The sequence below is a fragment of the Paraclostridium sp. genome (assembly GCF_051656405.1).
GTDB lineage: Bacteria > Bacillota > Clostridia > Peptostreptococcales > Peptostreptococcaceae > Paraclostridium.
This window is the reverse complement of the sequence record NZ_JBOGBV010000009.1, coordinates 1-23,306: the sequence shown is the minus strand read 5'-3', so window position 1 is coordinate 23,306 and position 23,306 is coordinate 1. Positions and strand designations below refer to the sequence as shown.

Below are 23,306 nucleotides of genomic sequence, written 5' to 3'. Positions count from 1 at the left end.
TACTAGAAGATAAATATAAAGAACTAAGTGAAAAAATAGCAGACCCGGAAATAATAAATAACCAAAAAGTATGGCAGAAATTTATAAAAGAACATGCTGAAGTAGAGCCAATTGTAATGAAATTTAGAGAATATAAAGAAGTAATGAACGCGATAGCTGATTCTAAAACTATTTTACAAGAGGAATCAGATGAAGAGCTAAGAGAATTAGCTAAAATGGAATTATCTGAAATGGAAGAAAAAGTTGAGCCTATAGAGGAAGAATTAAAAATACTATTATTACCAAAGGACCCTAATGATGATAAAAACGTTATAGTTGAAATTAGAGGTGGAGCTGGAGGAGATGAAGCAGCTCTATTTGCTGGGGACTTATTTAGAATGTACTGCAGATATGCAGAGAGAAGAAAATGGAAAATTGAATTATTAAGTGCCAGTGACACTGGTGTTGGAGGATATAAAGAAGTATCTTTCATGATAAAAGGTAATGGAGCATATTCTGTTCTTAAGTATGAATCAGGAGTTCATAGAGTTCAAAGAATACCATCTACTGAATCAGGAGGAAGAATACATACATCAACAGCAACGGTTGCAGTCTTACCAGAGGTAGAAGATGTTGAAGTAGAAATAAATCCAAATGACTTAAGAATAGATGTTTTCCGTTCTTCAGGAAATGGAGGGCAAAGTGTTAATACTACAGACTCTGCAGTAAGGGTTACACATATACCTACAGGAGAAGTAGTATCTTGCCAAGATGGAAAATCTCAGTTAAAGAATAAAGAACAAGCTTTAAAAATATTAAAAGCTAGATTATATGATAAAGCAGTTGCTGCACAACATAAAGATATAGCTGCAGAAAGAAAAAGTCAGGTTGGAACAGGGGATAGATCTGAAAGAATAAGAACTTACAACTTCCCTCAAGGAAGAGTAAGTGATCATAGAATAAACTTAACTTTATACAAATTAGATGCATTCTTAGATGGAGATTTAAATGAAATGATAGATGCATTAATAACTGTAGATCAAACTGAAAAAATGATGTCTATATAGTTTTAATATAAAAAATCCCTATTTTGAATAGGGATTTTTTGCAAGCAAAAAGAGTTATTAGCTAGTATTGTAATAATAGCAATTTATATTACATAAAATTTAGAGCAAGTTAAATAATACTAGGGGGTAACAAAAATTGTTTCGAATAACATTGATTGGATTGATATCTGGAGTTATAGGGACAGGAATCGGGGGCATTATATCCACTGTTTTTAGAAAAAATGTAAAAAGATATATAAGTTTTTTTATGGGAATATCTGGAGGCGTAATGCTAGCTGTTGTAGTATTTGATCTTCTTAAAGAATCCATGAATCAAATAGGGGTTATTTATACAAGTTTGTTTGTATTTGCTGGAGCTTTACTTACTATGTTAATAAAAAATAAACTAGAAGTAGAATCGGATCTTAAATCAGGATATTTAATATTTTTAAGTATACTTTTACATAACTTACCAGAAGGTTTAGCGATAGGATCTTCATTTATAGCAACTGAAAACCTAGGAATTACTTTAGCAATCGTAATAGGTATTCATAACATACCAGAAGGTTTAGCAATGGCGCTTAGTTTAGCTGGGAGTAAAATGAGCACATTTAAAGTTGTATTATTAACATTAATAGCAGGAATTCCTATGGGTATAGGTAGTTTTTTTGGCGCATATTTCGCAGGTATGTGTACTTCTTTAATAGGGGGGTTCTTAGCTATAGCAGCAGGAACTATGATGTATGTAGTTTTAGAAGAAATATTTCCATCAGCGAAATCTATTTATTCTATAATAGGTTTTTTGATTGGAATTTTAGTAGTCAGCTATATATAAACTAAATATGAAGGAAGGTATACTAATGATAAATACAAAAATAAGTAAAATCGACGAATCAAATATAGATATAGAAGAAATAAGAAAGCATGCAAAATTATTATCTCAAGGAAAAACAGTTATTTTTCCTACAGAAACAGTTTATGGTTTAGGTGCAAATGCTTTAGATGAGGATGCTGTAAAAAAAATATATGAAGCAAAAGGAAGACCTAGCGATAATCCTTTAATAGTACATATATGTGAAAAAGATGAAATAACTAAATTGGCTACTGATATAAATGAAAAAGCTAAGATTCTAATGGATGAATTTTGGCCAGGTCCACTTACTATGATTTTTAAGAAAAAGGAAATAGTTCCACAAAGAACTAGTGGTGGTTTGGACACTGTGGCGATAAGAATGCCTTCGAATCCTATTGCCAGAGAAATTATAAGACAATCAGGAGTACCTATAGCTGCTCCGTCAGCTAATATATCAGGTAGACCATCTCCAACAAAGGGAGAGCATGTATGCGATGAAATGAACGGAAGGGTAAATGGAATCATAGTTGCAGGAAATTGTGATTTTGGACTTGAATCTACAGTTGTAGATATGACATCTGAAAAACCTATGATCTTAAGACCTGGGAGTGTTACTAAAGAGCAGATGGAACTTTTAATAGGAGAAGTTCTTATAGATCCATCTATTGAAGGAAAGGCAGACGTAAAAAAAGCTAAAGCACCAGGAATGAAATATACACACTATTCACCAAATGGAGATGTTTTTATAGTAAGTGGAGAAGATTCAAAAGTAGTTAATAAAATAAATTCTTTAATAGCTGAAAATGAAGAAAAAGGATTAAGATGTGGGGTTATGTGCCTTAATAAAAATAAAGAAAACTATAAAGGTGAAGTAATAGGTCTTGGAGATAACTTAGAAGAAGTTGGAAGTAACCTTTTTAATGCATTAATAGAAATGGATAAAAAAGAAATGGATATAATATATTCTGAAGCTTTCTCTAATCATGGAGTGGGTAGAGCTATAATGAATAGATTAATGAAGTCAGCTGGGTATAAAATTATAGAATTATAAATAATAAAGTACAAAAAATATATGAAATAATTATGTATAAATGATGCAAAAATATTTAAAGTTTAGTATAATATAAAATTAAGTATAAATCTATGTATACAAAAGTATTGGAGGTATTGGACTATGAAGATAGGTTTAGGTAGCGATCACGGTGGATACAATTTAAAAGAAGAAATAAAAAAGCATTTACAATCAAAAGGAATTGAATGTGTAGACTTTGGAACTGAAAATGGAGTAGATTCAGTTGACTATCCTATATATGGAGAAAAGGTTGCCAAAGCTGTTGTTAGCAAGGACGTAGACTATGGGATATTATGTTGCGGGACAGGTATAGGAATCTCATTAGCAGCTAACAAAGTTAAAGGTATTAGATGTGCTGTTGTTTCAGATACATTTTCAGCTAAAATGTCAAAAGCACATAATAATGCAAACATGCTTTCTTTAGGAGAGAGAGTAATTGGAAAAGGGTTAGCTCTTGAGATAGTTGATGCGTGGATAAACACTGAATTTGAAGGTGAAAGACACTTAAGAAGAGTAAATATGTTAAATGACATAGAACAAAATAATTAGGAGGCTTACATAATGAAAAAAGTAGTAGTTGCAGATCATCCATTAATACAACACAAATTAACTTTAATGAGGGATAAAAATACAGGATCTAAAGATTTTAGAGAACTTCTAACAGAAATAACAATGCTTATGGGATATGAAATAACAAGAGAATTACCTTTAGAGGAAATAGAAATAGAAACTCCTGTTGTTAAAACTAAAGCAAAAGTTATAGCTGGAAAGAAATTAGGAATAGTTCCGATATTAAGAGCTGGATTAGGAATGGTAGATGGACTTGTAAACTTAGTTCCAGCAGCTAAAGTTGGACATGTAGGTTTATACAGAGACCCAGAAACTTTACAACCAGTTGAATACTATAGTAAATTCCCACAAGATATACAAGAAAGAGAAATGATAGTAGTAGATCCAATGTTAGCTACTGGTGGATCTGCTGTAGCAGCGATAGATGTATTAAAGAGAGATGGAGCTAAAACTATAAAATTAGTTAATTTAGTTGCTTCTCCAGAAGGTATAGAAGAAGTTCACAAATATCATCCAGATGTTGATATATATGTAGCTAATATCGATGAGAAATTAAATGATCATGGATATATAGTTCCAGGACTAGGAGATGCTGGAGATAGATTATTTGGAACTAAGTAATAAATTTAAACAAGGTATCTATAAAGTTTTATAGATGCCTTTTTCCGTTGAGTTATTAACTTAAACATTAGGAAAACACTTATTAAAATAACCAATGTATACTATAAAAAAATTAAATTTAAAAAAATATTTTAAAATATTTTTTTAAAATGTAATTATTTGTAGAAAAATTTTCATAAAAGGTATAATATATATATATCTTTTATGGATTTATATCAAAAAAATAAATTAAAAAGTTTAAATTTTTCAAATGTTTTTAAAAGTAAAAATGTGCATAAATACTAGGATAATGAAGATTATATAAGTATAAACTTAAAAATGAAATAAATTATACAACAATTATTTCATAATATATACATTTGAATAATTAAAAAAAAATTATTCAAAATTTATACAAAAATGAAAAAACTGAAATTTAAAAATCAATATTAGGTATTGATAAAAATATTTAAAAGAAATATAATAATGAAATATAATTTACAATTAAAATATTCAATGTTTCAAACAAACATCTTACATACAATGGATTAATAGAATTAAAATAAATTACGATACAAGAGGTATGATATTTATGGAAGATAAACATAGAAAATATGTACAGGCTCTTAGTATGATTTCTTTAATAAGCCAAGTAGGATTGATGATTTTAATCCCTATTTTAGGATGTGCTTTTATAGGAAAGTACTTAGATGATAAATTTGGAACTAGTCCATTTTTATTATTGATTTTCCTTTTATTAGGAATAGGCGGTGCATTTAGTGGTGTTTATAAAACCTTAATTGTATACGCAAGAAGGAAGTGATTAAATGAATGATGGTTTAGGAAAACAAATAAGAGACGTAAATAAAGGTATACTCATAATTGATTTAATCGCAGCAATACTTATTGTTTTTTTATCAAACTCTCCAAAAGAAATGCTTACAGGTCTTTTGTTTGGGAGCATAATAGCTATGTTAAATTTTAGATTACTAGCTATCTCGTTACAAAAATCAGTAACGTATCCTCCTGCTAAGGCTCAAATATATTCAACTAGTAGATACATAATAAGGATGACAATAGTAGGTGTGGTTTTATTTGTTTCAGCAAAATCTCCACATATAAGTGTTATTGGAACTACCATAGGCTTATTGAGCACTAAGTTTTCTATATTAGGCAAAAGAGTAGTAGTAGACAAACTTAAAAGAAAGGAGGCGTAACTGTGAAGCAAGCACAATATATACTATATTTTGGAAATTTTAAGTTAAGTGATACAGTTATAACAAGTTGGATAATATTAGCAGGTCTTGCTATAGCATCTTATTTTTTAACTAGAAACTTAAAGAAAGTTCCGACTAGTAAAGTACAAATATTTTTAGAGTTTGTTATAGGTGGATTTGATAAGTTTGTAAAGGCAACTATGGGACCAACAGCTATAAAGGAATTACCTTTTATTGTTCCATATATAGGAAGTTTATTCTTATTCTTTGCAACATCAAACCTTATAGGACTATTAGGATTTAGATCACCTACAACAGATTTAGACACTACATTAGCATGGGCATTAATAACATTCTTTATGATTTACTATGCAGGTGTCAAGAAAAAAGGTATGGGAATGTTCAAGGAGTTACTTGAGCCAATACCATTCTTATTACCGCTTAATATAATAGGGGAATTAGCAAAACCTATATCATTAAGTTTCCGTCCATTTGGTAATATATTAGGAGGATCTGTTATCATGGCACTTTTATATGAATTTTTAGGATTCGTGTCAATGAAGTTGACAGGTATACATATACCTTTTGGACAATTAATAATACCAGTACCATTACATTTATACTTTGATATATTTGCTGGTGTATTACAAGCGTTCATATTCATAATGCTTACAATGGTATTTGTATCAAATGCTACAGAGTAATTGATATGTAAATAAACAAAAAACAATAAAAAATTATTGAAATTTAAGGAGGAAACAATCATGGAAACAGCTATATTATTAGCAGGTTCAGCTATAGGAGCAGGTATCGCAGTTGCAACAGGTATAGGAGCAGGAATAGGACAAGGGTTCGCAGCAGGTAAAGCTGCAGAGGCAGTTGGAAATCAACCAGAAGCTAAAGGTGATATAACTCAAACAATGTTACTTGGAGCTGCAGTTGCAGAGTCTTCAGCAATATATGGTTTAGTTGTAGCTATAATACTTCTATTCGCTAATCCATTCATAACAAAATTATAAGAATTAAGGTTTAAGGCATTATAAATAGGAGGTGGGGAACCATCTCCTAATTACGAATTGTGATTAGTAGAAAGGAGGAATAAGGATGGAATTAAAACCACTAATTGGGTTAACATATGAATTACTATTCCAATTAATAAATACATTCTTAGTGTTTGTTATTTTAAAGAAACTTTTATTTAAACCTGTTTTAGGAATAATAGAAGCGAGAGAAAAAGATATTCAAACAAACTTAGCTCAAGGAGAGAAATCTAAATCTGAGGGTGAAAAGTTCAAAAAAGAATTTGAAGAAAAAATAAGTTCTGCTAAAGAGCAAGGGCAAGAAATAATAAAACAAGCAACTGTAAGAGCAGAACAAAAATCAGAGGAAATAATATCTACAGCTAAAAATGAAGCTACAAGCATAAAAGAAAAAGCTAGCAAAGATATAGTACAAGAAAGACAAAAAGTTATGAATGAAGTTAAGGATGATATATCTTCAATAGCTTTACTTGCAGCATCTAAGGTTATAGAAAGTGACCTAGATAAGTCTAAGCATGAAAAGCTAATAAATGACTTTATAAAAGAGGTAGGCGAAGCTCAATGATAAATATAGTTGCAAGCAGATACGCTGAAGCCTTATTCCAAGTTGGAGAAGACTCTAAGTCGACTGAAAAACTATATAATGAGCTAAAGGCTGTAGTAGATATAATAAATGAAAATAAAGAGTTTGCAAATATATTAAAATCTCCAATAGTTTCAAAGGACGATAAAAAAGATTTAATATCTAATGTATTTGGATCTCAATTAAATAAAGAAATGTTAAATTTCATGAAAATATTAGCTGATAAAGATAGATTATCTTTAATAACTGGTATAGCAGAAGCTTTTAAAGCTTTATTAAATGATAAAAACAATATATTAGAGGGAGTTGCTATAACAGCAGTTCCTATGGAAAGTGAAGAACTTGAAGGACTTCAAGCTAAGCTTTCAACTAAATATAACAAAACAGTTATTTTAAAAAATGAAGTAGATGAGTCTGTATTAGGTGGAGTCCTAGTTAGACTTGGAAACGAAGAGATAGATGGAACAGTTAAAAATCGTTTAGATAAGATGAAGGAACAACTATCTCAAGTAATATCTTAGGAGGGCGGTGAACCCATGAATTTAAAACCAGAAGAAATAAGTGCTATAATAAAAGAGCAAATAAAGAATTACGAAAATAAAGTAGAGTTAACAGATACAGGAAGTGTTTTAAAAGTTGGGGACGGTATAGCTAGTGTTTACGGGTTAGAAAAAGCTATGGCTGGTGAGTTATTAGAGTTCCCAGGTAAAGTATACGGAATGGCTCTTAACCTTGAAGAAGAAATGGTTGGGGCAGTTATGCTAGGAGATGACTCTGGAATAAAAGAAGGAGACATCGTAAAAAGAACTGGTAATATAGTTCAAGTTCCAGTTGGAGACGAAATGATAGGTAGAGTTGTAAACTCATTAGGTCAACCAGTTGATGGAAAAGGACCTATAAATGCAACTAAATTCAGACCAGTTGAATCTGAAGCTACAGGAATAATGGCTAGAAAATCTGTTCATGAGCCATTACAAACAGGTATGAAAGCTATAGATGCCATGATACCAATAGGTAAAGGGCAAAGAGAGCTTGTTATCGGAGATAGACAAACAGGTAAAACATCTATATGTATAGATACAATACTTAACCAAAAAGGTAAAGATGTTATATGTATATATGTTGCAATAGGACAAAAACGTTCTACTGTTTCTCAAGTTGTTAGTACATTAGAAAAAGGTGGAGCAATGGATTATACGATAGTAGTTTCTGCTACTGCATCTGAACCTGCACCACTTCAATTCTTAGCTCCATATGCAGGTGTTGCTATGGGTGAAGAATTCATGTTCAATGGAAAACATGTATTAATAGTATATGATGACTTAACTAAGCATGCCGTTGCATACAGAGAAATGTCATTATTACTTAAGAGACCACCAGGACGTGAAGCGTACCCAGGAGACGTATTCTACCTACATTCAAGATTACTTGAAAGAGCAGCTAAGTTATCTGACGAATTAGGAGCAGGATCAATAACTGCATTACCTATAATAGAAACTCAAGGTGGAGACGTTTCTGCTTATATACCAACTAACGTTATATCTATAACAGATGGACAAATATACCTTGTACCAGAATTATTCTACGCAGGAATAAGACCTGCAGTTGACCCTGGTATATCAGTTTCAAGGGTTGGAGGATCTGCACAAATAAAATCAATGAAAAAAGTTGCAGGACCATTAAAACTTCTTTACTCACAATATAAAGAACTTGCTGCATTCTCTCAATTCGGATCTGACTTAGATGAAGATACTAAGAAGAGACTTGCTCAAGGGGAAAGAATAGTTGAGGTTCTAAAACAAGGAGAACATCAACCAATGGAAGTTTCAAATCAAGTTGTAATGGTATTTGCAGTTACAAATAACTTATTAGCAGATATACCTGTAAATAACATAAAGAGATTTGAAGCAGAATTATTAGAATTTATAGATGCTAATTATCCACAAATAGGAGAAAAAATTCTTGCAAATGAAGACTTTGCTCAAGAATTAACGAACGCTATAAACGATTTCAAAAAGAAATTTGTTATAGAAGCGTAATCCTTTTTAAAAAAAGGAGGTAACTCAATTGGCAGGAGCTGGAATGAAGGAAATCAAAACTCGTATTGCCAGTGTTGAAAATACGAAACAAATAACTAAAGCGATGGAATTAGTATCTTCTTCTAAATTTAGAAGAGCTAAGGAAAAAGCTGAAAGTTCTAAAGCGTATTTTAACACTTTAAAAGAAGCTGTAGAGAATATAGCTAAGAGTACGAGCGGAGTTAAAAGTGAATTTCTTAAACAAAGAGAAGTTAAAAATAGATGTTATGTAGTAATAGCAGGAGATAGAGGTCTTGCAGGTGGATACAATGCAAATGTATTTAAAACATTAGCTGCTGAAACTCAAGATCATAAAAATATTAAAGTTGTTACTATAGGAAAAAAAGCAAAAGAATTTGTTAGCAAAAGAGACTTTGAAGTAATAGGATCAATACCTTCTGTTGAAAATGCTAACTATGAAGATATAATGAATATATCAAAAACTGTAATGGATTCGTATCAAAACGGAGACATAGACGAAGTTAAATTAATATATACAGAGTTCGTTTCTGCATTAAGTCAAGAACCGAGATTAGTTAAGCTTTTACCAATAAGTATAGAAGCTAACGAAGGTGAAGAGAAGAAGCAAAGTGGAGCGGCAGTTCAATACTTACCTTCTCCAGACGCTGTGCTTGGATTTATAGTTCCTAAGTATGTATCAGGAATGATATACGGAGGATTAGCTGAGTCTTACGCTTCAGAGCAAGCGGCAAGAAGAACAGCTATGGAATCAGCAACAGATAATGCAAATGAAATGATATCTAATTTAGAATTACAATACAATAGAGCAAGACAAGCTGCAGTTACTCAAGAAATATCTGAGATAGTTGCAGGAGCTTCTTCAGCTCAATAAATAAGGAGGTTAGGACATGGCAAACATAGGTAAAATAGTTCAGGTTATCGGGCCAGTTGTTGACGTAAAGTTCAATGATGAAAAAAGCTTACCTAATCTATTAAATGCATTAGAGATAAAGCACGGAGATAAGAAAATAGTTGTAGAGGTTGCACAACACGTTGGTGATGACACTGTAAGATGTATATCAATGAGTTCAACTGATGGACTTGTGAGAGGTATGGAAGTTGTTGATACAGGAGCTGCTATAAGTGTTCCTGTAGGAGAAGAAACTTTAGGAAGAATATTCAATGTATTAGGGGAGCCAGTTGATGGTAAAGAAGCTCCAAAAGATGCTCCTAAAAACCCTATACATAGAGAAGCACCAGCATTCGATGAATTAAACCCAGGAGCTGAGATATTAGAGACTGGTATAAAAGTTGTTGACTTACTAGCACCATACTTAAAAGGTGGTAAGATAGGTCTATTCGGAGGAGCTGGAGTTGGTAAAACAGTTCTTATACAAGAACTTATCAACAATATAGCTACTCAACACGGTGGTATATCAGTATTCGCAGGTGTTGGAGAGAGAACAAGAGAAGGTAACGACTTATTCCATGAGATGAGCGATACAGGAGTTATAAACAAAACAGCTCTAGTATTCGGACAAATGAATGAGCCACCTGGAGCAAGAATGAGAGTTGCTTTAACTGGTCTTACAATGGCTGAATATTTCAGAGATCAACAAGGACAAGACGTTTTATTATTCGTAGATAATATATTCCGTTTCACTCAAGCAGGATCTGAGGTTTCTGCACTTCTTGGACGTACTCCATCAGCAGTTGGATACCAACCAACATTAGCAACAGAGATGGGTAGATTACAAGAGAGAATAACATCTACAAACAAAGGGTCTATAACATCAGTTCAGGCTGTATATGTACCTGCCGATGACTTAACTGACCCAGCACCAGCTACAACATTCACTCACTTAGATGCTAAAACAGTTTTATCTAGACAAAAAGCTTCTCTAGGTATATTCCCAGCTGTTGACCCATTAGAGTCTACATCTAGAGTTCTTGATCCAGCTATAGTTGGTAAAGAGCATTACGAGATAGCAGTATCAGTTCAATCTATACTTCAAAAGTATAAAGAACTTCAAGATATAATAGCTATACTTGGTATGGATGAATTATCTGATGAAGATAAGATAACTGTTAACAGAGCTAGAAAGATAGAGAGATTCTTATCTCAACCATTCTTCGTTGGTGAGCAGTTCACAGGAATACCAGGTAAATATGTACCTGTTAAAGAAACTGTAAGAAGTTTCAAAGAAATATTAGAAGGTAAGCATGATAACTTACCAGAATCAGCTTTCTTATTCGTAGGAAGTATAGAAGAGGCAGTTGAAAAAGCGAAGGAGAGTAGATAATAATGGCAAGCGAATTTGCGGTTAAAATTGTTACTCCTGAAAAAGTCTTCTATGAAGGTCAAACAGAGATGATAATAGTGAGAACTACTGAAGGAGATAGAGGTATATTAAAAAACCACAGACCTTTAGTTGCAGGATTATCAGATGGAACTCTACGTCTAAAAAGAGAAGGTAAATTTAAAGATGCAAAAATATCTGGAGGATTCGTTCAAGTTGAAAAAGAGCAAGCTGTTATTTTAACTGAATCTGCAGAATGGTTATAGAAAAAAGGCTAGAGTTTAACTCTAGCCTTTTTATTTTTTTACAACTAAGTAAATTTATAACCACTATTCACTTAAATTTAAATGCTTGTGGAACTATTAAAATAAATTTCTCTATAGTAATATAAAAATAGATTTGAAAATAAAATTTAGTATAAACAATTGAATAGATTTGAATTTAAGTAACAAAATAGTAATATATACATAAATTTGGAGGTATCCATGAATATATTGGGTATAGGTATAGATATAGTAGAAATAGAAAGAATAGAAAACATATTAAAAAATAAAAAAAGATTTTTAAATAAAATATTCACTGATGAAGAGATAAAGTATTTTGAATCAAAAAACTTTAGAGCTGAAACTATAGCTGGAAATTTTTCTGCAAAAGAAGCCATAAGCAAAGCTTTTGGAACAGGCATAAAAAATTTTAATTTTGATGACATAGAGGTTTCAAGAGATAAAAATGGAAAGCCTATAGTTAAAACTTATAATAATTTAAGACAAATGTGCATAGATTATAATGTTTTAGAAATACAAGTTTCTATATCTCATAGTGAAAATTATGCTGTAGCTAATGCTATGGTAATAGTTAAGGAGTGATAAGATGAAAACTAAAAAAGCGAAAGATATAATGACTACTAATGTAAAGGTAGCAAGAGAAACTGACAATATACAGGATATAGCTAACATTCTTATAACTGAGAAAATAGGTGGAGTACCTGTAGTGGATAAAGATAATAAAGTTGTAGGTATTATCTCAGAAACAGATATAATGAAAAAAGAAAAATACGTAGATCCTCCAGAGTACATAACATTTTTACAAGGGTTAATATGTATTAATGATTTTAAAAAGATAGAACATGATATAAAAGATATAGCAGCTACTAAAGTTAAAGACTTAATGTCTAACGATGTAATAAAAGTTTATGAGAATGATACATTTGATGATATTGCAAATATAATGATAAAAAGATCAGTAAACAGGGTTCCTGTAGTTGATGAAAATGGCAAAATAAAGGGTATAATTTGTAGATACGATATAATAAAATCTATGTATGAAGAATAGGTTTTAAATTAGGAGGTATTGTGTGAAACGCAAGTGGACGTTATTTTTGATTTTAGTTATAAGTTTTACGACTATATTTATAGGTTGTGAAAAAAGCAAGTCCACAAAAGAAGAGGTATACAAAAACTTTCAAAATGACATATCGAAAATGAAGTACTATAAGTGTAAAGCAGATATAGAAGTTATAGGAAACAAGAAATCTCATAAATACTCTTTTTTACATGAATATAATGGTCCTGGAAACTTTAAATTAGTCGCCTTAAAACCAGAACATCTTAAGGGTAAGACTATAGAATACAAACAAGATAAGATAATTGTAACTAACCCAGAGGTAGAAGAAAAATTGATTTTACCTAATGTAGGGAAAGATAGTCAGCATTTATTTGTTGGAGATTTTGTAGAGAATTATCTACAAGGGGAAGATGTAGAGATTGGAATGAAGGATGGGTATTTAATGCTTACAGTATCGATACCTGGAAACACTAAATATTTCAACAAGCAGATACTTTATATAGACTCAAAAGAAAATTATCCTGCTAAATTAGAAATATTGGATCAGGAAGGGAATACCAGATTTATAGTCAATTATTCTGATTTTAAGTATAAGAAATAGCAAGGAGATAGACAATGAAGATAAATATAACAGCTCCTACATGGGCGGAGATAAATCTAGATAATATAAAAAATAATTTAAAAAATATAAAAAAAATATTAAAAGAAGATACTAAAATTTGTGGAGTGGTTAAGGCTAATGCATATAGTCATGGGGCAGTGCAAATATCAAAGTTTTTAGAAAGAGAAAATGTAGATTATTTAGCAGTATCTAGGCTTGAAGAAGGTCTAGAACTTAGACAAAATGATATAGGATTACCTATATTATGTTTAGGATATATACCAAATGAATCTTTAGAAGAAGCTATAATTAATGATATCAGTTTAACTATATTTTCATATGAAACTGCGTTTTTAGCAAATGAAATTGCAAAAAAACATAACAAAAAAGCTAAAATTCATATAAAAATAGATACAGGAATGAGTAGAATAGGATTTCAAATAAATGATGAATCTATAACTGAAATAATTAGAATTAATCAACTTGAAAATATTTTTATAGAGGGCATATATACACACTTTGCTACGGCTGATGAAAGAAATAAAGAATACACTTATGGTCAAGTTTATAAATTTAACTTAGTAATTGAAAAATTACAATCTGCAGACATTGATATTCCTATAAAACATGTTTCTAATAGTGCAGCAACTATGGAATGTAAAGATCTAAATTTTAATATGGTTAGATGTGGAATTATACTTTATGGACATTATCCTTCTGATGAGGTGAATAAAGATATAATTGATTTAAAACCTGCTATGACATTAAAAACTAGAATTTCTCATATAAAGGGAGTTGATGAGAATATAGGTATAAGTTATGGTCTTAAATATGTAACTAAATCTAAAGAAAGAATAGTTACGGTACCTATTGGATATGCTGATGGATTTACAAGAATGCAAAAAAATCCTAAAGCTTATATAAAAGGATTAGAATTTGATGTTGTAGGAACTATATGTATGGATCAATGTATGATAAAAATAGACAAAGATATAGACATAAAAATTGACGATGAGGTTATAATATTTTCTGAGAGCGAAAATCAGAGTGTAGAAAAAATAGCTAAAGACTTAGGAACAATAAATTATGAAGTCTTATGTATGATTTCTAGACGAGTTGAACGTGTTTATATGGAAAGAAATGCAATTGTACAAAAAGATAATTATTTGGTAAAATAAAGATGATAGTATTACCCCCTAGGAGGCGATTTTGTGCACAATATGAGCAAAGAAAAAATTGTGTTTACTCTACCTGACTCTTTGATTTCTGAAGTTGATCATATAGTACAGATAGAGAACTCTAATAGAGAAGATTTTGCAAAAGCTGCTTTTCAATTCTACATTACACAAAAGAAAAAATTTGACTTAAAAGAATCCATGATTAAGGGTTATAAAGAAATGGGTCAAATTAATTTAACTTTAGCCGAGCTAGGAATGACAAATGAGGTATCTTCTGATGATAACCTTGAAGGGACTATAGCTCAAGGTGAGTTCTAACAATTTAGATATAAAACGCGGACATTTATTTTATGCCGATTTAAGCCCTGTAGTTGGATCTGAACAAGGTGGAATAAGACCAGTTCTAATCATTCAAAATGATATAGGAAACAAGTACAGTCCAACTGTTATTGTTGCGGCTATAACTTCGCAAATTAACAAGGCTAAATTACCAACTCATATTGAAATTAGTTCGAATGAGTATGGGCTTAATAAAGATTCCGTTATTCTCTTAGAGCAAATAAGAACTATAGATAAAAAGCGTTTAAGAGAAAAAATAGGTTATCTAGATGAATGTATGATGGAAAAAGTGAATAATAGTCTGCTTATAAGTTTGGGATTATTTCAAATTTAATTTAAATTATTGGTGTATTGAAAGAGTATATCAATAATTTTTTTTGGATTTTTAAGCAAAAAAAACGCAAAAAGTGATATAATAATATGGAATTAGTATGGTACAATTGCAAAGTACATAATATAGAGTCAGTAGTTTTACTCACAAAACAAGGAGGTAATTACATGAGAGACCATAAAGTATTAAATGGAATTGCACGTAATATAAGAAGAGATATAGTTACCATGATACATAGTTCTAAATCTGGACATCCAGGAGGATCATTATCTGCAGTTGAAATATTAACATCACTTTATTTTGATGAAATGAATGTAGATTCTAGAAATCCAAAGATGGAAGATAGAGATAGATTTGTACTATCAAAAGGACACGCAGCTCCAGTTTTATATTCTACATTAGCTGAGAAGGGTTATTTTGATAAATCAGAATTAAACTCATTAAGAAAAATAGGAGCAATGTTACAAGGTCATCCAGATATGAAGGGAATACCAGGGGTTGAAATGTCAACAGGTTCTTTAGGACAAGGTTTTTCAGTAGCATGTGGTATGGCAATGGCATCTAAATTAGATAATGCGCCATGGAGAGTATACACATTACTTGGGGATGGAGAAATACAAGAAGGTATAGTTTGGGAAGCAGCAATGAGTGCAGCTCACTATAAATTAGATAATTTAGTAGCATTTTTAGATTACAATGGATTACAAATTGACGGAGAAGTTGAAAAAGTTATGAATGTAGGTCCTGCAATGGATAAATTCAAAAGCTTTGGATGGAACGTTATTGAAATAGATGGACATGATTTTGATCAAATATTCGCAGCTCTTGATATGGCTAAAGAAACAGTAGGAAAACCTACAATGATAATAGCTAAAACTGTTAAGGGTAAAGGTGTTTCTTTTATGGAAAATAATGCTGGATGGCATGGAACAGCACCTAGTGATAGTGATTTAGAAAAAGCATTACAAGAATTAGGAGGTTCGGATAATGAGTAGTATAGCAACTAGAGAAGCATATGGAAAAGCCTTAGTTAAATTAGGTCAAGTAAATGATAATGTGGTTGTTTTAGATGCAGATTTATCTAAATCTACAAAAACAAATGACTTTTCAAAAGCATTCCCTGATAGATTTTTCAATATGGGGATAGCGGAACAAAACTTAATAGGTGCAGCTTGTGGATTAGCAGCAGCAGGTAAAATACCTTTTGCAAGTAGTTTTGCTATGTTTGCAACAGGAAGAGGATTTGAAATAATAAGAAACTCTGCATGTTATCCTAAGTTAAATGTAAAAGTATGTGCTACACATGCAGGTATAACTGTAGGAGAAGATGGAGCATCTCACCAAAGTGTAGAAGATATAGCTATAATGAGATCAATACCTAATATGACTGTTATCGTTCCAGCTGATGGAGTTGAAACAGAACAAGTTATATTTGAAATTGCTAAATACAATGGACCAGTATATGTTAGACTTGGAAGATCTGCAGTTCCAACTTTATTTGATGAGAACTACAAGTTTGAAATTGGTAAAGGTGTAGTAGTAAGAGAAGGTAATGACGCTACTATAATAGCTTGCGGAATAATGGTTAATGAAGCTGTAATAGCACATGAGCAATTAAAAGAAGAAGGTATAAATGTTAGAGTTATAAATATGCCTACTATAAAGCCAATAGATAAAGAAATAATATTAAATGCAGCTAAAGAAACTAAAGTAATAGTTACAGCTGAGGAACATAATATAATTGGTGGACTAGGATCTGCAGTTAGTGAAGTTGTTAGTGAAGAATGCCCAGTTATAGTTAAAAAAGTTGGTGTTAATGATGTGTTTGGTCAATCAGGAACACCAAAAGAATTATTAGAAGCTTATGGATTAACTTCTAAGGAAATAGTTAAGGGTGTAAAAGAAGCTATAGCTAAAAAATAAATTTATGATTATTGAGCCGCAAATATTAGATATAATATCTAATATTTGCGGCTTTTTATTTTTCAAAAATCTTCTATTATTAAAAACAAGCTCATATATTTATATGGGGGTGATTAATTGAAAGTTAAATTTAATATTAGGGGCGTAATCTATGGAATGATAGTTTTAATTTTACTATTGGGAGGTTTTGTATTTGTGCCAAAAATGTTTATGGATGAGTCAAAACCTGTAGATTATATAATGCTTCAAAAAAATGAAATTCCAGAAAAGATTCTTGATATGATGGGTAAATACACAGATGAAGAAAGAGCTCTAGCTGTTAAATTAGATGGCAAAATATATGTAGTTGTAACTAGAGGTAAAGATGCAAATAAGGGGATAGAGATGAATTCTATAAAAATGTTTAAAGAAGAAGATAAAAATGTAATGAAAGTTGAAGTTGTACATAAAAATAAAGAGGAATCACATCCTTACATAGTAGTAGAAACTAACTTGAAAGAACTACCAGATAGAATTGAACTGAATTCAAAAGTAGAAAAATAACAAAAAGTTATAAATAATTAGGCTAAACTAATTATTTATAACTTTTTTTATGTTTAAAAAGTTTTATGCGCAAACCAAATTTTATATTTTATAGAAGTGGATTAAAAATATTAGTTTGAAGAACATTGTTTATAAGTAAAGTACATTATTTATGTTATATAGGTAAAACTAAATGTAAAAATAAATGCTATGAGGTGAATGGATGTTTAATTCGGATAAGTTTAAATTAGATATTGAAAAATTGAAATGTACTTGTGACTTAGATAATATAGAATTCAAATCTACAGAAGATATAGAACCAGTTAGGGATATAATCGGTCAAGATAGAGCTGTCAAAGCTATAGAATTTGGTCTTAATATTAAACAAAAAGGTTATAACATTTATGTTGCAGGAAGTAGTGGCACAGGAAGAAATAGTTATACGAATATGCTTATAAGTAAAGTTAAGAAAAATAATAAAAATATAAAAGATTGGGCATATGTTTATAATTTTAAGAATAATAACGAACCAGTAGCTTTATCTTTTGAATGTGGACAAGGTAAGTTATTTAAAAAAGATATGGAAGATATTATCGAAAAATTAAAAGTAGAGATACCTAAGATTTTTAGCACTAAGGAATATGAATATCATAATAGATTATTGATGACAGAACTTGAAAGTAATATTCAATATATAATAGATAAGCTAAATGGAATTGCAAAACCTAGAGGCTTTAAATTTGAAGTAACAGAAAGAGGATTGATAAGTGTTCCCATAAACTCAGATGGTGATATGCTGGGAGAAGTAGAAATTGGGAATTTAACACCTCAACAGATAAAAGATTTAAGAGAAGAGGGCTTAAAGTTAAATCAAGATAGCAAAGAATATATTAATGAAATAAAGCTATGTGAAGATCAATATAAAGAGAAACTGGATGAATTAGATAAAAATGTAGGTAAAAGCTTAGTTGGATTCTATGAGAGATATTTACTAGAAAGATATGGAGAATGTAAAAAAGTTAAAGAGTATATAAGTGATTTATGCGATGATATTGTGCAAAATATAAGTAAATTTAAGACTTCAGGAGAAGAAAATAATCAAAATCCAATGGCATTATTAGGTTTAATGGGCCCTAAAAGTGATGTTAAGTTTTTTATTAGATATGGAGTTAATTTACTAATTGATAATAGCGAGTGTACGGAAGGTAAGGTTATAAATGAAAACAATCCTACATATTACAATTTGGCAGGATCGATAGACTATAAAAATGAAATAGGATCATTAACTACTAGCTTTATGGAAATAAAGCCAGGGTCATTACACAAGGCTAATGGAGGATTTATAATAATAAATGCTAAAGACTTATTATCAAGTCCTTTTTCATGGGAATGTCTAAAAAGATCACTTAAGACAGGTAAAATATCAATAGAATCTCTAAATAAGCAGTATGGATACTTAGTTACATCTAATTTGAAACCAGAACCTATTGATTTAGATATAAAGGTGATTTTAATAGGTGACAATTATATTTATAATATATTGTACTCTTACGAGGAAGATTTTAGAAATTTATTTAAAATAATGGCTGACTTTGATGTTGAAATTAATAAAAATAATGAAAATATATATAAAATTATTAAGCTTATATCAAATCAATGTAAAGAATATAATTTAAAACATTTTGATAGAGGAGCGGTAGAAAGAGTTTTACAATACAGTGTAAGGCTTAGTGACGATAAAGAAAAATTGACAGCTAAATTTAATAAAATTGTAGATTTGATTTTTGAATCTGAAGCTCTTAGTAAAGAAGATGCAAAATATGTAACTAAATCAGATGTAGAGAAGGCCATTACTCAAAAAAGATATAGAAATAATAAATATGAAGAAAAGCTAAATGAAATGTTTGAAGATGGAACCTTATTAATAGACATAGATGGAGAAAAAGTTGGGCAAATAAATGGACTGGCTGTAATGGGAACAGGTGAATATAGTTTCGGAAAGCCTTCTAAAATAACTGCATCAACATACAAAGGTAGAAGTGGGATTATAAATATAGAAAGAGAAATAAAGCAAAGTGGAAGTATACATGATAAAGGAGTTTTAATATTAACTGGATACCTAGGAGAAAGATATGGTAAGGAGAAACCTTTATCTATATCAACATCTATAACTTTTGAACAAAACTATTGTGGTGTAGATGGAGATAGTGCATCTAGTACTGAATTATATGCGGTAATATCTAGTATATCTAAAATACCAATTAAACAGAATATAGCAGTAACTGGATCTGTAAGCCAAAAAGGTGAAATTCAGCCTATAGGAGGAATAAATGAAAAAATAGAAGGATTTTTTGATGTTTGTAAGATAAAAGGATTAAATGGAAAACAAGGTGTAATGATGCCTATACAAAATGTTAAAAATTTAATGTTAAAAGATGAAGTTGTAGAAGCTGTAAAAAATGGGCAATTTAGCATATATGCAATATCTAATATAGAAGATGGACTAGGAATACTTACAGGACTTACTATAGAAGAAATAGATAAAAAAGTTATAGAACAATTAAACATATATAGAAAAAGTGATGATGATAAAAAAGATAAATAGTTATTAAATAGAGTAAAGATAATACTTTACTCTATTTAATATTTTTATTTCAAAATTCTTTCTTCTGTCACAACGTAATTTAGTTTAGCATCATGACTTTCTTTTGGTATAGAATCGAAAATTTGAAATTCAAAAGCTATGCCTATGGTTATACTATCAGGTCTTAGTTTCTCTATAAATCTATCGTAGAAGCCACCTCCATAGCCTAATCTAAATTTATTTATATCAAAAGCAACTGCAGGTACTATTAAAACATCTATTGATTCGATATTTGTTACTCTTATAAATTCTTTTTTAGGTTCTCTTATGCCATAGGTTCCTATTGAAACTTCTGTATTTATATTTTTGATTTCAGAAGGTACAAGGGTTTTGTTTTCTTTTACGGTAATAGGTACTAATACTTTTTTACCTAAAGAGATTAATGAGTTTACTAGGCTATCAGTTTTTACTTCGTTATTAAAGTCTAAGTAAACCATTATAGTAGAGGCTTTTTTTACATCCTCTAATGACAAAATTATATCGGAAATTTTTTTAGATTTATAAATTATAGATTGAGGAGATTGTTTTTTTCTAAGTTCTATAATTTTTTTTCTAAAATCTTTTTTCAATTTAAATCACCTTTCTTTAATGTGGTATAATATGGTATAAAAACTTCCTAATAAGAAGTTTAGTATTAAAATACGATAACATCAACTGAAAGACATGCAGTAATAAAAATAATATGAAGGCATATAATAATATAGTATATTATGTAAAAGGAGATGCATAAAATGATATCCAAAAAAAGGGCTATAATATACTCTATTATAATTGTAATCGCTACGGCATTAATAACATCTCAAGTAGTAGGTTTCAAGTATAATGGGTATGATAAAATTGCTGGTTTAAAAAGAACGATAGATAAAGATTTTTATAAGGACCCTGATAATGAAAAATTGATGACAGGATCTATAAAAGGGATGTTTGAAAGCTTGGATGATCCATACTCACAATACTATACAAAAGAAGAGTTTGAAAAGTTACAAGAACAAACATCAGGTAGTTATGTAGGAATAGGGGTAGTTATAGGGCCAACATCTGATGATGAATTAATAACTGTTGTATCTCCTATAGAAGGATCTCCTGCTGAAAAAAGTGGAATAAAATCAGGAGATAAAATAATTAAAGTTAATGGAAAAGAAGTTACTTCTAAAGATATGGATAAGGCAATGAGTCTTATAAAAGGAAAGGCAGGAACAGATGTTAAGTTAACTATAAAAAGAGGTAGTGAAGTATTAGATATAAATGTTAAAAGAGAAGAAATAGTAATGAAAACTATAGATTCTAAAGTTTTAGAAAATGATATTGGATACATAAAAATTTCGTCATTTGATGAACATACTTATGATGATTTTAAAAAGGCTCTAAATAGTTTAAATAAAAAAGGCATAAAAGGTCTAGTGTTAGATTTACGAGATAATCCAGGCGGATTATTAAATATATGTGATGATATAGCAGATGAAATATTACCAGAGGGAGATACTATAGTGTCTGTTAAAGATAATAGTGGTAAAGCTAAGTATTTAAAATCTGATAATAATAGAGAATTAGATTTACCGATAGCTTTACTTATAAACGGAGGTAGTGCATCTGCATCTGAAATACTTACAGGAGCTATAGTTGATAACAATAGAGGAATAGCTATAGGTACAACTACATTTGGTAAAGGATTAGTTCAAACTGTAAGAGGTTTAAATGATGGAACAGGTTATAAACTTACTACAGCTCAGTATTATACTCCGAGTGGAGACTATATAAATAAAAAGGGTATAAAGCCTAAAATAGAAGAAAAAGATGAAAATAAGCAACTTCAAGTTGCTATAGATTGGATGAATAATCAAATAAATAAATAAAATTAAAAGGACTGAGAGAAATTAATTCACTTTAGGTGAAATTAGCTTGCCTCAGTCCTTTATTATTATAAATTATGAATTTATAGTTATTGAATAAGAAGCTTCGAAAGTTTTATTTGGAGATAATTGATTTATTCCTAATTTGTTTTTGAAAATTTTATTAGAATCTAAACAGTCGGCTATTCCAAACCAAGGTTCTATACATACAAAAGGTGCTATTGTATTATCATCTTTGTTATAAGGAGACCAAACCCCAACAAATGGGAAATTATCAAACTTTACATCTATAGATGTAGAACTATTTTTAGAGGATATACTAATTTCATCTACATTATCATATATTAGAGCGTCATTTTTAAAAATTTCTGGATGTAATTTAATTGATTTTAAACTATCAACTTTTGATTTTTTACAAACAAAAGGCCCTTGCAATAAATAGTTAGATACTTCATCTCTAGTTTTAAAATTTAAGTAGTAATTGTCAATAGTAGTATCTTTATCAAATGGAACATTAAAAGCTGGATGAGCACCTACTGAAAAAAATATATCATTACAATCTGTATTTACAACTTTCCAGCAAACTTTAATTTCAGTTTCGGTGATTATGTATTTAATGAATAATTCAAATTCATAAGGATAGTACTTTTTAGTTTCATTATTAGAAGTTAGTTTATATGTTAAAGAGTTTTGATCCTTTTCTATTAAATTAAAATCAAAATCTCGAGCAAATCCGTGTTGATTCATACTGTATGTTTTTTCATTTATAATAGTTTCATTATCTTTTAGTCTTCCTACAATAGGAAATAGAATAGGAGAATGTCTTCCCCAAAACTTTTTATTTCCATCCCATAAAAACTCTTTATTAAGTGTTTTAGAGTATATTCGACTTAGTTCAGCGCCTGTATTTTTAACTTCAATAATTAAATTTTTATTTTCAAGTATATTCATTTTTAAAACTCCTTTATTTAATATTCTTTTGTTTATGCTTTCATTATATAATAAAAAATAATTAAATAAAAAATAAAATAAATAAAAAAAGTATTGACGAAAGATAAAAGAGGTGGTAAAGTATAACTTGTAGAAAAAAATGTAAGAACTTTGAAAATTAAACAGTAGGTTAATTATAAAAATTCTTTTTTAAAGAATTAAACACAAACAACCAAGCCAGATATTCAGATAATGATTAGCTGAGCGATGGACAACTTTTTAAATTATATTTGAGAGTTTGATCCTGGCTCAGGATGAACGCTGGCGGCGTGCCTAACACATGCA

Annotated in this window: 28 protein-coding genes and 1 rRNA gene; 27 read left to right on the top strand and 2 right to left on the bottom strand. The window is 30.0% G+C overall.

The annotated features are described in order from the left end of the window. From prfA to ACRDDE_RS01500, 25 genes are all read left to right on the top strand, one after another. Positions 1 to 1,046 (top strand): peptide chain release factor 1 (gene prfA, locus ACRDDE_RS01620; protein WP_438625075.1); only part of this gene is annotated, 1,046 nt, incomplete at its 5' end. Positions 1,047 to 1,182: 136 nt separating this feature from the next. After that, positions 1,183 to 1,860, top strand: coding sequence for a ZIP family metal transporter (locus tag ACRDDE_RS01615; RefSeq protein ID WP_438625073.1), 678 nt, complete (start codon positions 1,183 to 1,185; stop codon positions 1,858 to 1,860). A gap of 25 nt (positions 1,861 to 1,885) precedes the next feature. Beyond that, positions 1,886 to 2,929, top strand: coding sequence for an L-threonylcarbamoyladenylate synthase (locus ACRDDE_RS01610; RefSeq protein ID WP_438625071.1), 1,044 nt, complete (start codon positions 1,886 to 1,888; stop codon positions 2,927 to 2,929). Positions 2,930 to 3,052: 123 nt separating this feature from the next. Then, positions 3,053 to 3,499 (top strand): ribose 5-phosphate isomerase B, encoded by a 447-nt coding sequence (gene rpiB / locus ACRDDE_RS01605; protein WP_278682529.1) that lies wholly within the window; start codon positions 3,053 to 3,055, stop codon positions 3,497 to 3,499. Positions 3,500 to 3,511: 12 nt separating this feature from the next. After that, complete coding sequence (upp, locus tag ACRDDE_RS01600; protein ID WP_021430412.1) at positions 3,512 to 4,141, top strand: uracil phosphoribosyltransferase; 630 nt, start codon at positions 3,512 to 3,514, stop codon at positions 4,139 to 4,141. Positions 4,142 to 4,712: 571 nt separating this feature from the next. Beyond that, a complete protein-coding gene (locus ACRDDE_RS01595) occupies positions 4,713 to 4,943 on the top strand; it encodes an AtpZ/AtpI family protein (RefSeq protein ID WP_438625068.1) in 231 nt (76 codons plus the stop codon). A gap of 4 nt (positions 4,944 to 4,947) precedes the next feature. Further along, the gene (locus ACRDDE_RS01590) at positions 4,948 to 5,337 is read left to right on the top strand and encodes an ATP synthase subunit I (protein WP_438625066.1); all 390 of its coding nucleotides are present in this window, start codon (positions 4,948 to 4,950) and stop codon (positions 5,335 to 5,337) included. Positions 5,338 to 5,339: 2 nt separating this feature from the next. After that, entirely contained in the window at positions 5,340 to 6,041 is a 702-nt protein-coding gene (gene atpB / locus ACRDDE_RS01585; protein WP_438625064.1) for a F0F1 ATP synthase subunit A, read from the top strand. A gap of 60 nt (positions 6,042 to 6,101) precedes the next feature. Further along, the gene (gene atpE / locus ACRDDE_RS01580) at positions 6,102 to 6,356 is read left to right on the top strand and encodes an ATP synthase F0 subunit C (RefSeq protein ID WP_021430381.1); all 255 of its coding nucleotides are present in this window, start codon (positions 6,102 to 6,104) and stop codon (positions 6,354 to 6,356) included. 85 nt (positions 6,357 to 6,441) lie between these two features. Further along, complete coding sequence (gene atpF / locus ACRDDE_RS01575; RefSeq protein ID WP_438625062.1) at positions 6,442 to 6,942, top strand: F0F1 ATP synthase subunit B; 501 nt, start codon at positions 6,442 to 6,444, stop codon at positions 6,940 to 6,942. Continuing rightward, on the top strand, positions 6,939 to 7,481 hold the full coding sequence (locus ACRDDE_RS01570) for a F0F1 ATP synthase subunit delta (RefSeq protein ID WP_021430392.1): 543 nt from the start codon (positions 6,939 to 6,941) through the stop codon (positions 7,479 to 7,481). The genes atpF and ACRDDE_RS01570 overlap by 4 nt, the downstream gene beginning before the upstream one ends. A gap of 15 nt (positions 7,482 to 7,496) precedes the next feature. Continuing rightward, positions 7,497 to 8,999: a F0F1 ATP synthase subunit alpha gene (gene atpA, locus ACRDDE_RS01565; RefSeq protein ID WP_438625060.1), complete on the top strand. Its 1,503-nt coding sequence runs from the start codon at positions 7,497 to 7,499 to the stop codon at positions 8,997 to 8,999. 28 nt (positions 9,000 to 9,027) lie between these two features. Continuing rightward, a complete protein-coding gene (gene atpG, locus ACRDDE_RS01560) occupies positions 9,028 to 9,891 on the top strand; it encodes an ATP synthase F1 subunit gamma (protein ID WP_438625059.1) in 864 nt (287 codons plus the stop codon). A 16-nt stretch (positions 9,892 to 9,907) separates the two neighbouring features. Then, entirely contained in the window at positions 9,908 to 11,302 is a 1,395-nt protein-coding gene (gene atpD, locus ACRDDE_RS01555) for a F0F1 ATP synthase subunit beta (RefSeq protein WP_021430421.1), read from the top strand. Between the two features lie 2 nt (positions 11,303 to 11,304). Beyond that, positions 11,305 to 11,565, top strand: coding sequence for an ATP synthase F1 subunit epsilon (atpC, locus tag ACRDDE_RS01550; protein WP_438625058.1), 261 nt, complete (start codon positions 11,305 to 11,307; stop codon positions 11,563 to 11,565). A gap of 219 nt (positions 11,566 to 11,784) precedes the next feature. Next, positions 11,785 to 12,165 carry a holo-ACP synthase gene (acpS, locus tag ACRDDE_RS01545; RefSeq protein ID WP_438625057.1) on the top strand — a complete coding sequence of 127 codons (381 nt, stop codon included), beginning with the start codon at positions 11,785 to 11,787 and terminating at the stop codon, positions 12,163 to 12,165. 4 nt (positions 12,166 to 12,169) lie between these two features. Beyond that, positions 12,170 to 12,631: a CBS domain-containing protein gene (locus ACRDDE_RS01540; protein ID WP_438625055.1), complete on the top strand. Its 462-nt coding sequence runs from the start codon at positions 12,170 to 12,172 to the stop codon at positions 12,629 to 12,631. Between the two features lie 22 nt (positions 12,632 to 12,653). Continuing rightward, positions 12,654 to 13,244 (top strand): germination lipoprotein GerS, encoded by a 591-nt coding sequence (gene gerS, locus ACRDDE_RS01535; RefSeq protein ID WP_438625053.1) that lies wholly within the window; start codon positions 12,654 to 12,656, stop codon positions 13,242 to 13,244. 14 nt (positions 13,245 to 13,258) lie between these two features. Continuing rightward, on the top strand, positions 13,259 to 14,422 hold the full coding sequence (gene alr / locus ACRDDE_RS01530; protein ID WP_438625052.1) for an alanine racemase: 1,164 nt from the start codon (positions 13,259 to 13,261) through the stop codon (positions 14,420 to 14,422). Between the two features lie 42 nt (positions 14,423 to 14,464). Next, positions 14,465 to 14,740, top strand: a complete 276-nt coding sequence (locus ACRDDE_RS01525; RefSeq protein WP_035118413.1) for a hypothetical protein — start codon at positions 14,465 to 14,467, stop codon at positions 14,738 to 14,740. After that, a complete protein-coding gene (locus ACRDDE_RS01520) occupies positions 14,730 to 15,095 on the top strand; it encodes a type II toxin-antitoxin system PemK/MazF family toxin (protein ID WP_021430410.1) in 366 nt (121 codons plus the stop codon). The genes ACRDDE_RS01525 and ACRDDE_RS01520 overlap by 11 nt, the downstream gene beginning before the upstream one ends. Positions 15,096 to 15,259: 164 nt before the next feature. Continuing rightward, a complete protein-coding gene (locus ACRDDE_RS01515; protein WP_053832898.1) occupies positions 15,260 to 16,087 on the top strand; it encodes a transketolase in 828 nt (275 codons plus the stop codon). Then, complete coding sequence (locus ACRDDE_RS01510; RefSeq protein WP_438625050.1) at positions 16,080 to 17,015, top strand: transketolase family protein; 936 nt, start codon at positions 16,080 to 16,082, stop codon at positions 17,013 to 17,015. The genes ACRDDE_RS01515 and ACRDDE_RS01510 overlap by 8 nt, the downstream gene beginning before the upstream one ends. A gap of 117 nt (positions 17,016 to 17,132) precedes the next feature. Continuing rightward, positions 17,133 to 17,558, top strand: a complete 426-nt coding sequence (locus tag ACRDDE_RS01505; RefSeq protein WP_025161277.1) for a hypothetical protein — start codon at positions 17,133 to 17,135, stop codon at positions 17,556 to 17,558. Between the two features lie 202 nt (positions 17,559 to 17,760). Beyond that, positions 17,761 to 20,142 carry a Lon protease family protein gene (locus ACRDDE_RS01500; protein ID WP_438625049.1) on the top strand — a complete coding sequence of 794 codons (2,382 nt, stop codon included), beginning with the start codon at positions 17,761 to 17,763 and terminating at the stop codon, positions 20,140 to 20,142. Positions 20,143 to 20,186: 44 nt separating this feature from the next. Here the strand turns inward: ACRDDE_RS01500 and ACRDDE_RS01495 are convergent, their stop codons facing one another. After that, positions 20,187 to 20,750 carry a 5-formyltetrahydrofolate cyclo-ligase gene (locus tag ACRDDE_RS01495; protein WP_438625048.1) on the bottom strand — a complete coding sequence of 188 codons (564 nt, stop codon included), beginning with the start codon at positions 20,748 to 20,750 and terminating at the stop codon, positions 20,187 to 20,189. A 162-nt stretch (positions 20,751 to 20,912) separates the two neighbouring features. On the opposite strand from ACRDDE_RS01495, the gene ACRDDE_RS01490 reads away from it, so the two are divergent. After that, entirely contained in the window at positions 20,913 to 22,034 is a 1,122-nt protein-coding gene (locus tag ACRDDE_RS01490; RefSeq protein WP_438625047.1) for a S41 family peptidase, read from the top strand. 72 nt (positions 22,035 to 22,106) lie between these two features. Here the strand turns inward: ACRDDE_RS01490 and ACRDDE_RS01485 are convergent, their stop codons facing one another. Further along, on the bottom strand, positions 22,107 to 22,982 hold the full coding sequence (locus ACRDDE_RS01485) for an aldose 1-epimerase family protein (protein ID WP_438625046.1): 876 nt from the start codon (positions 22,980 to 22,982) through the stop codon (positions 22,107 to 22,109). A gap of 265 nt (positions 22,983 to 23,247) precedes the next feature. Between ACRDDE_RS01485 and ACRDDE_RS01480 the strand changes: the two genes are divergently transcribed. Then, positions 23,248 to 23,306: ribosomal RNA gene (locus tag ACRDDE_RS01480) — 16S ribosomal RNA — on the top strand; the annotation flags it as partial.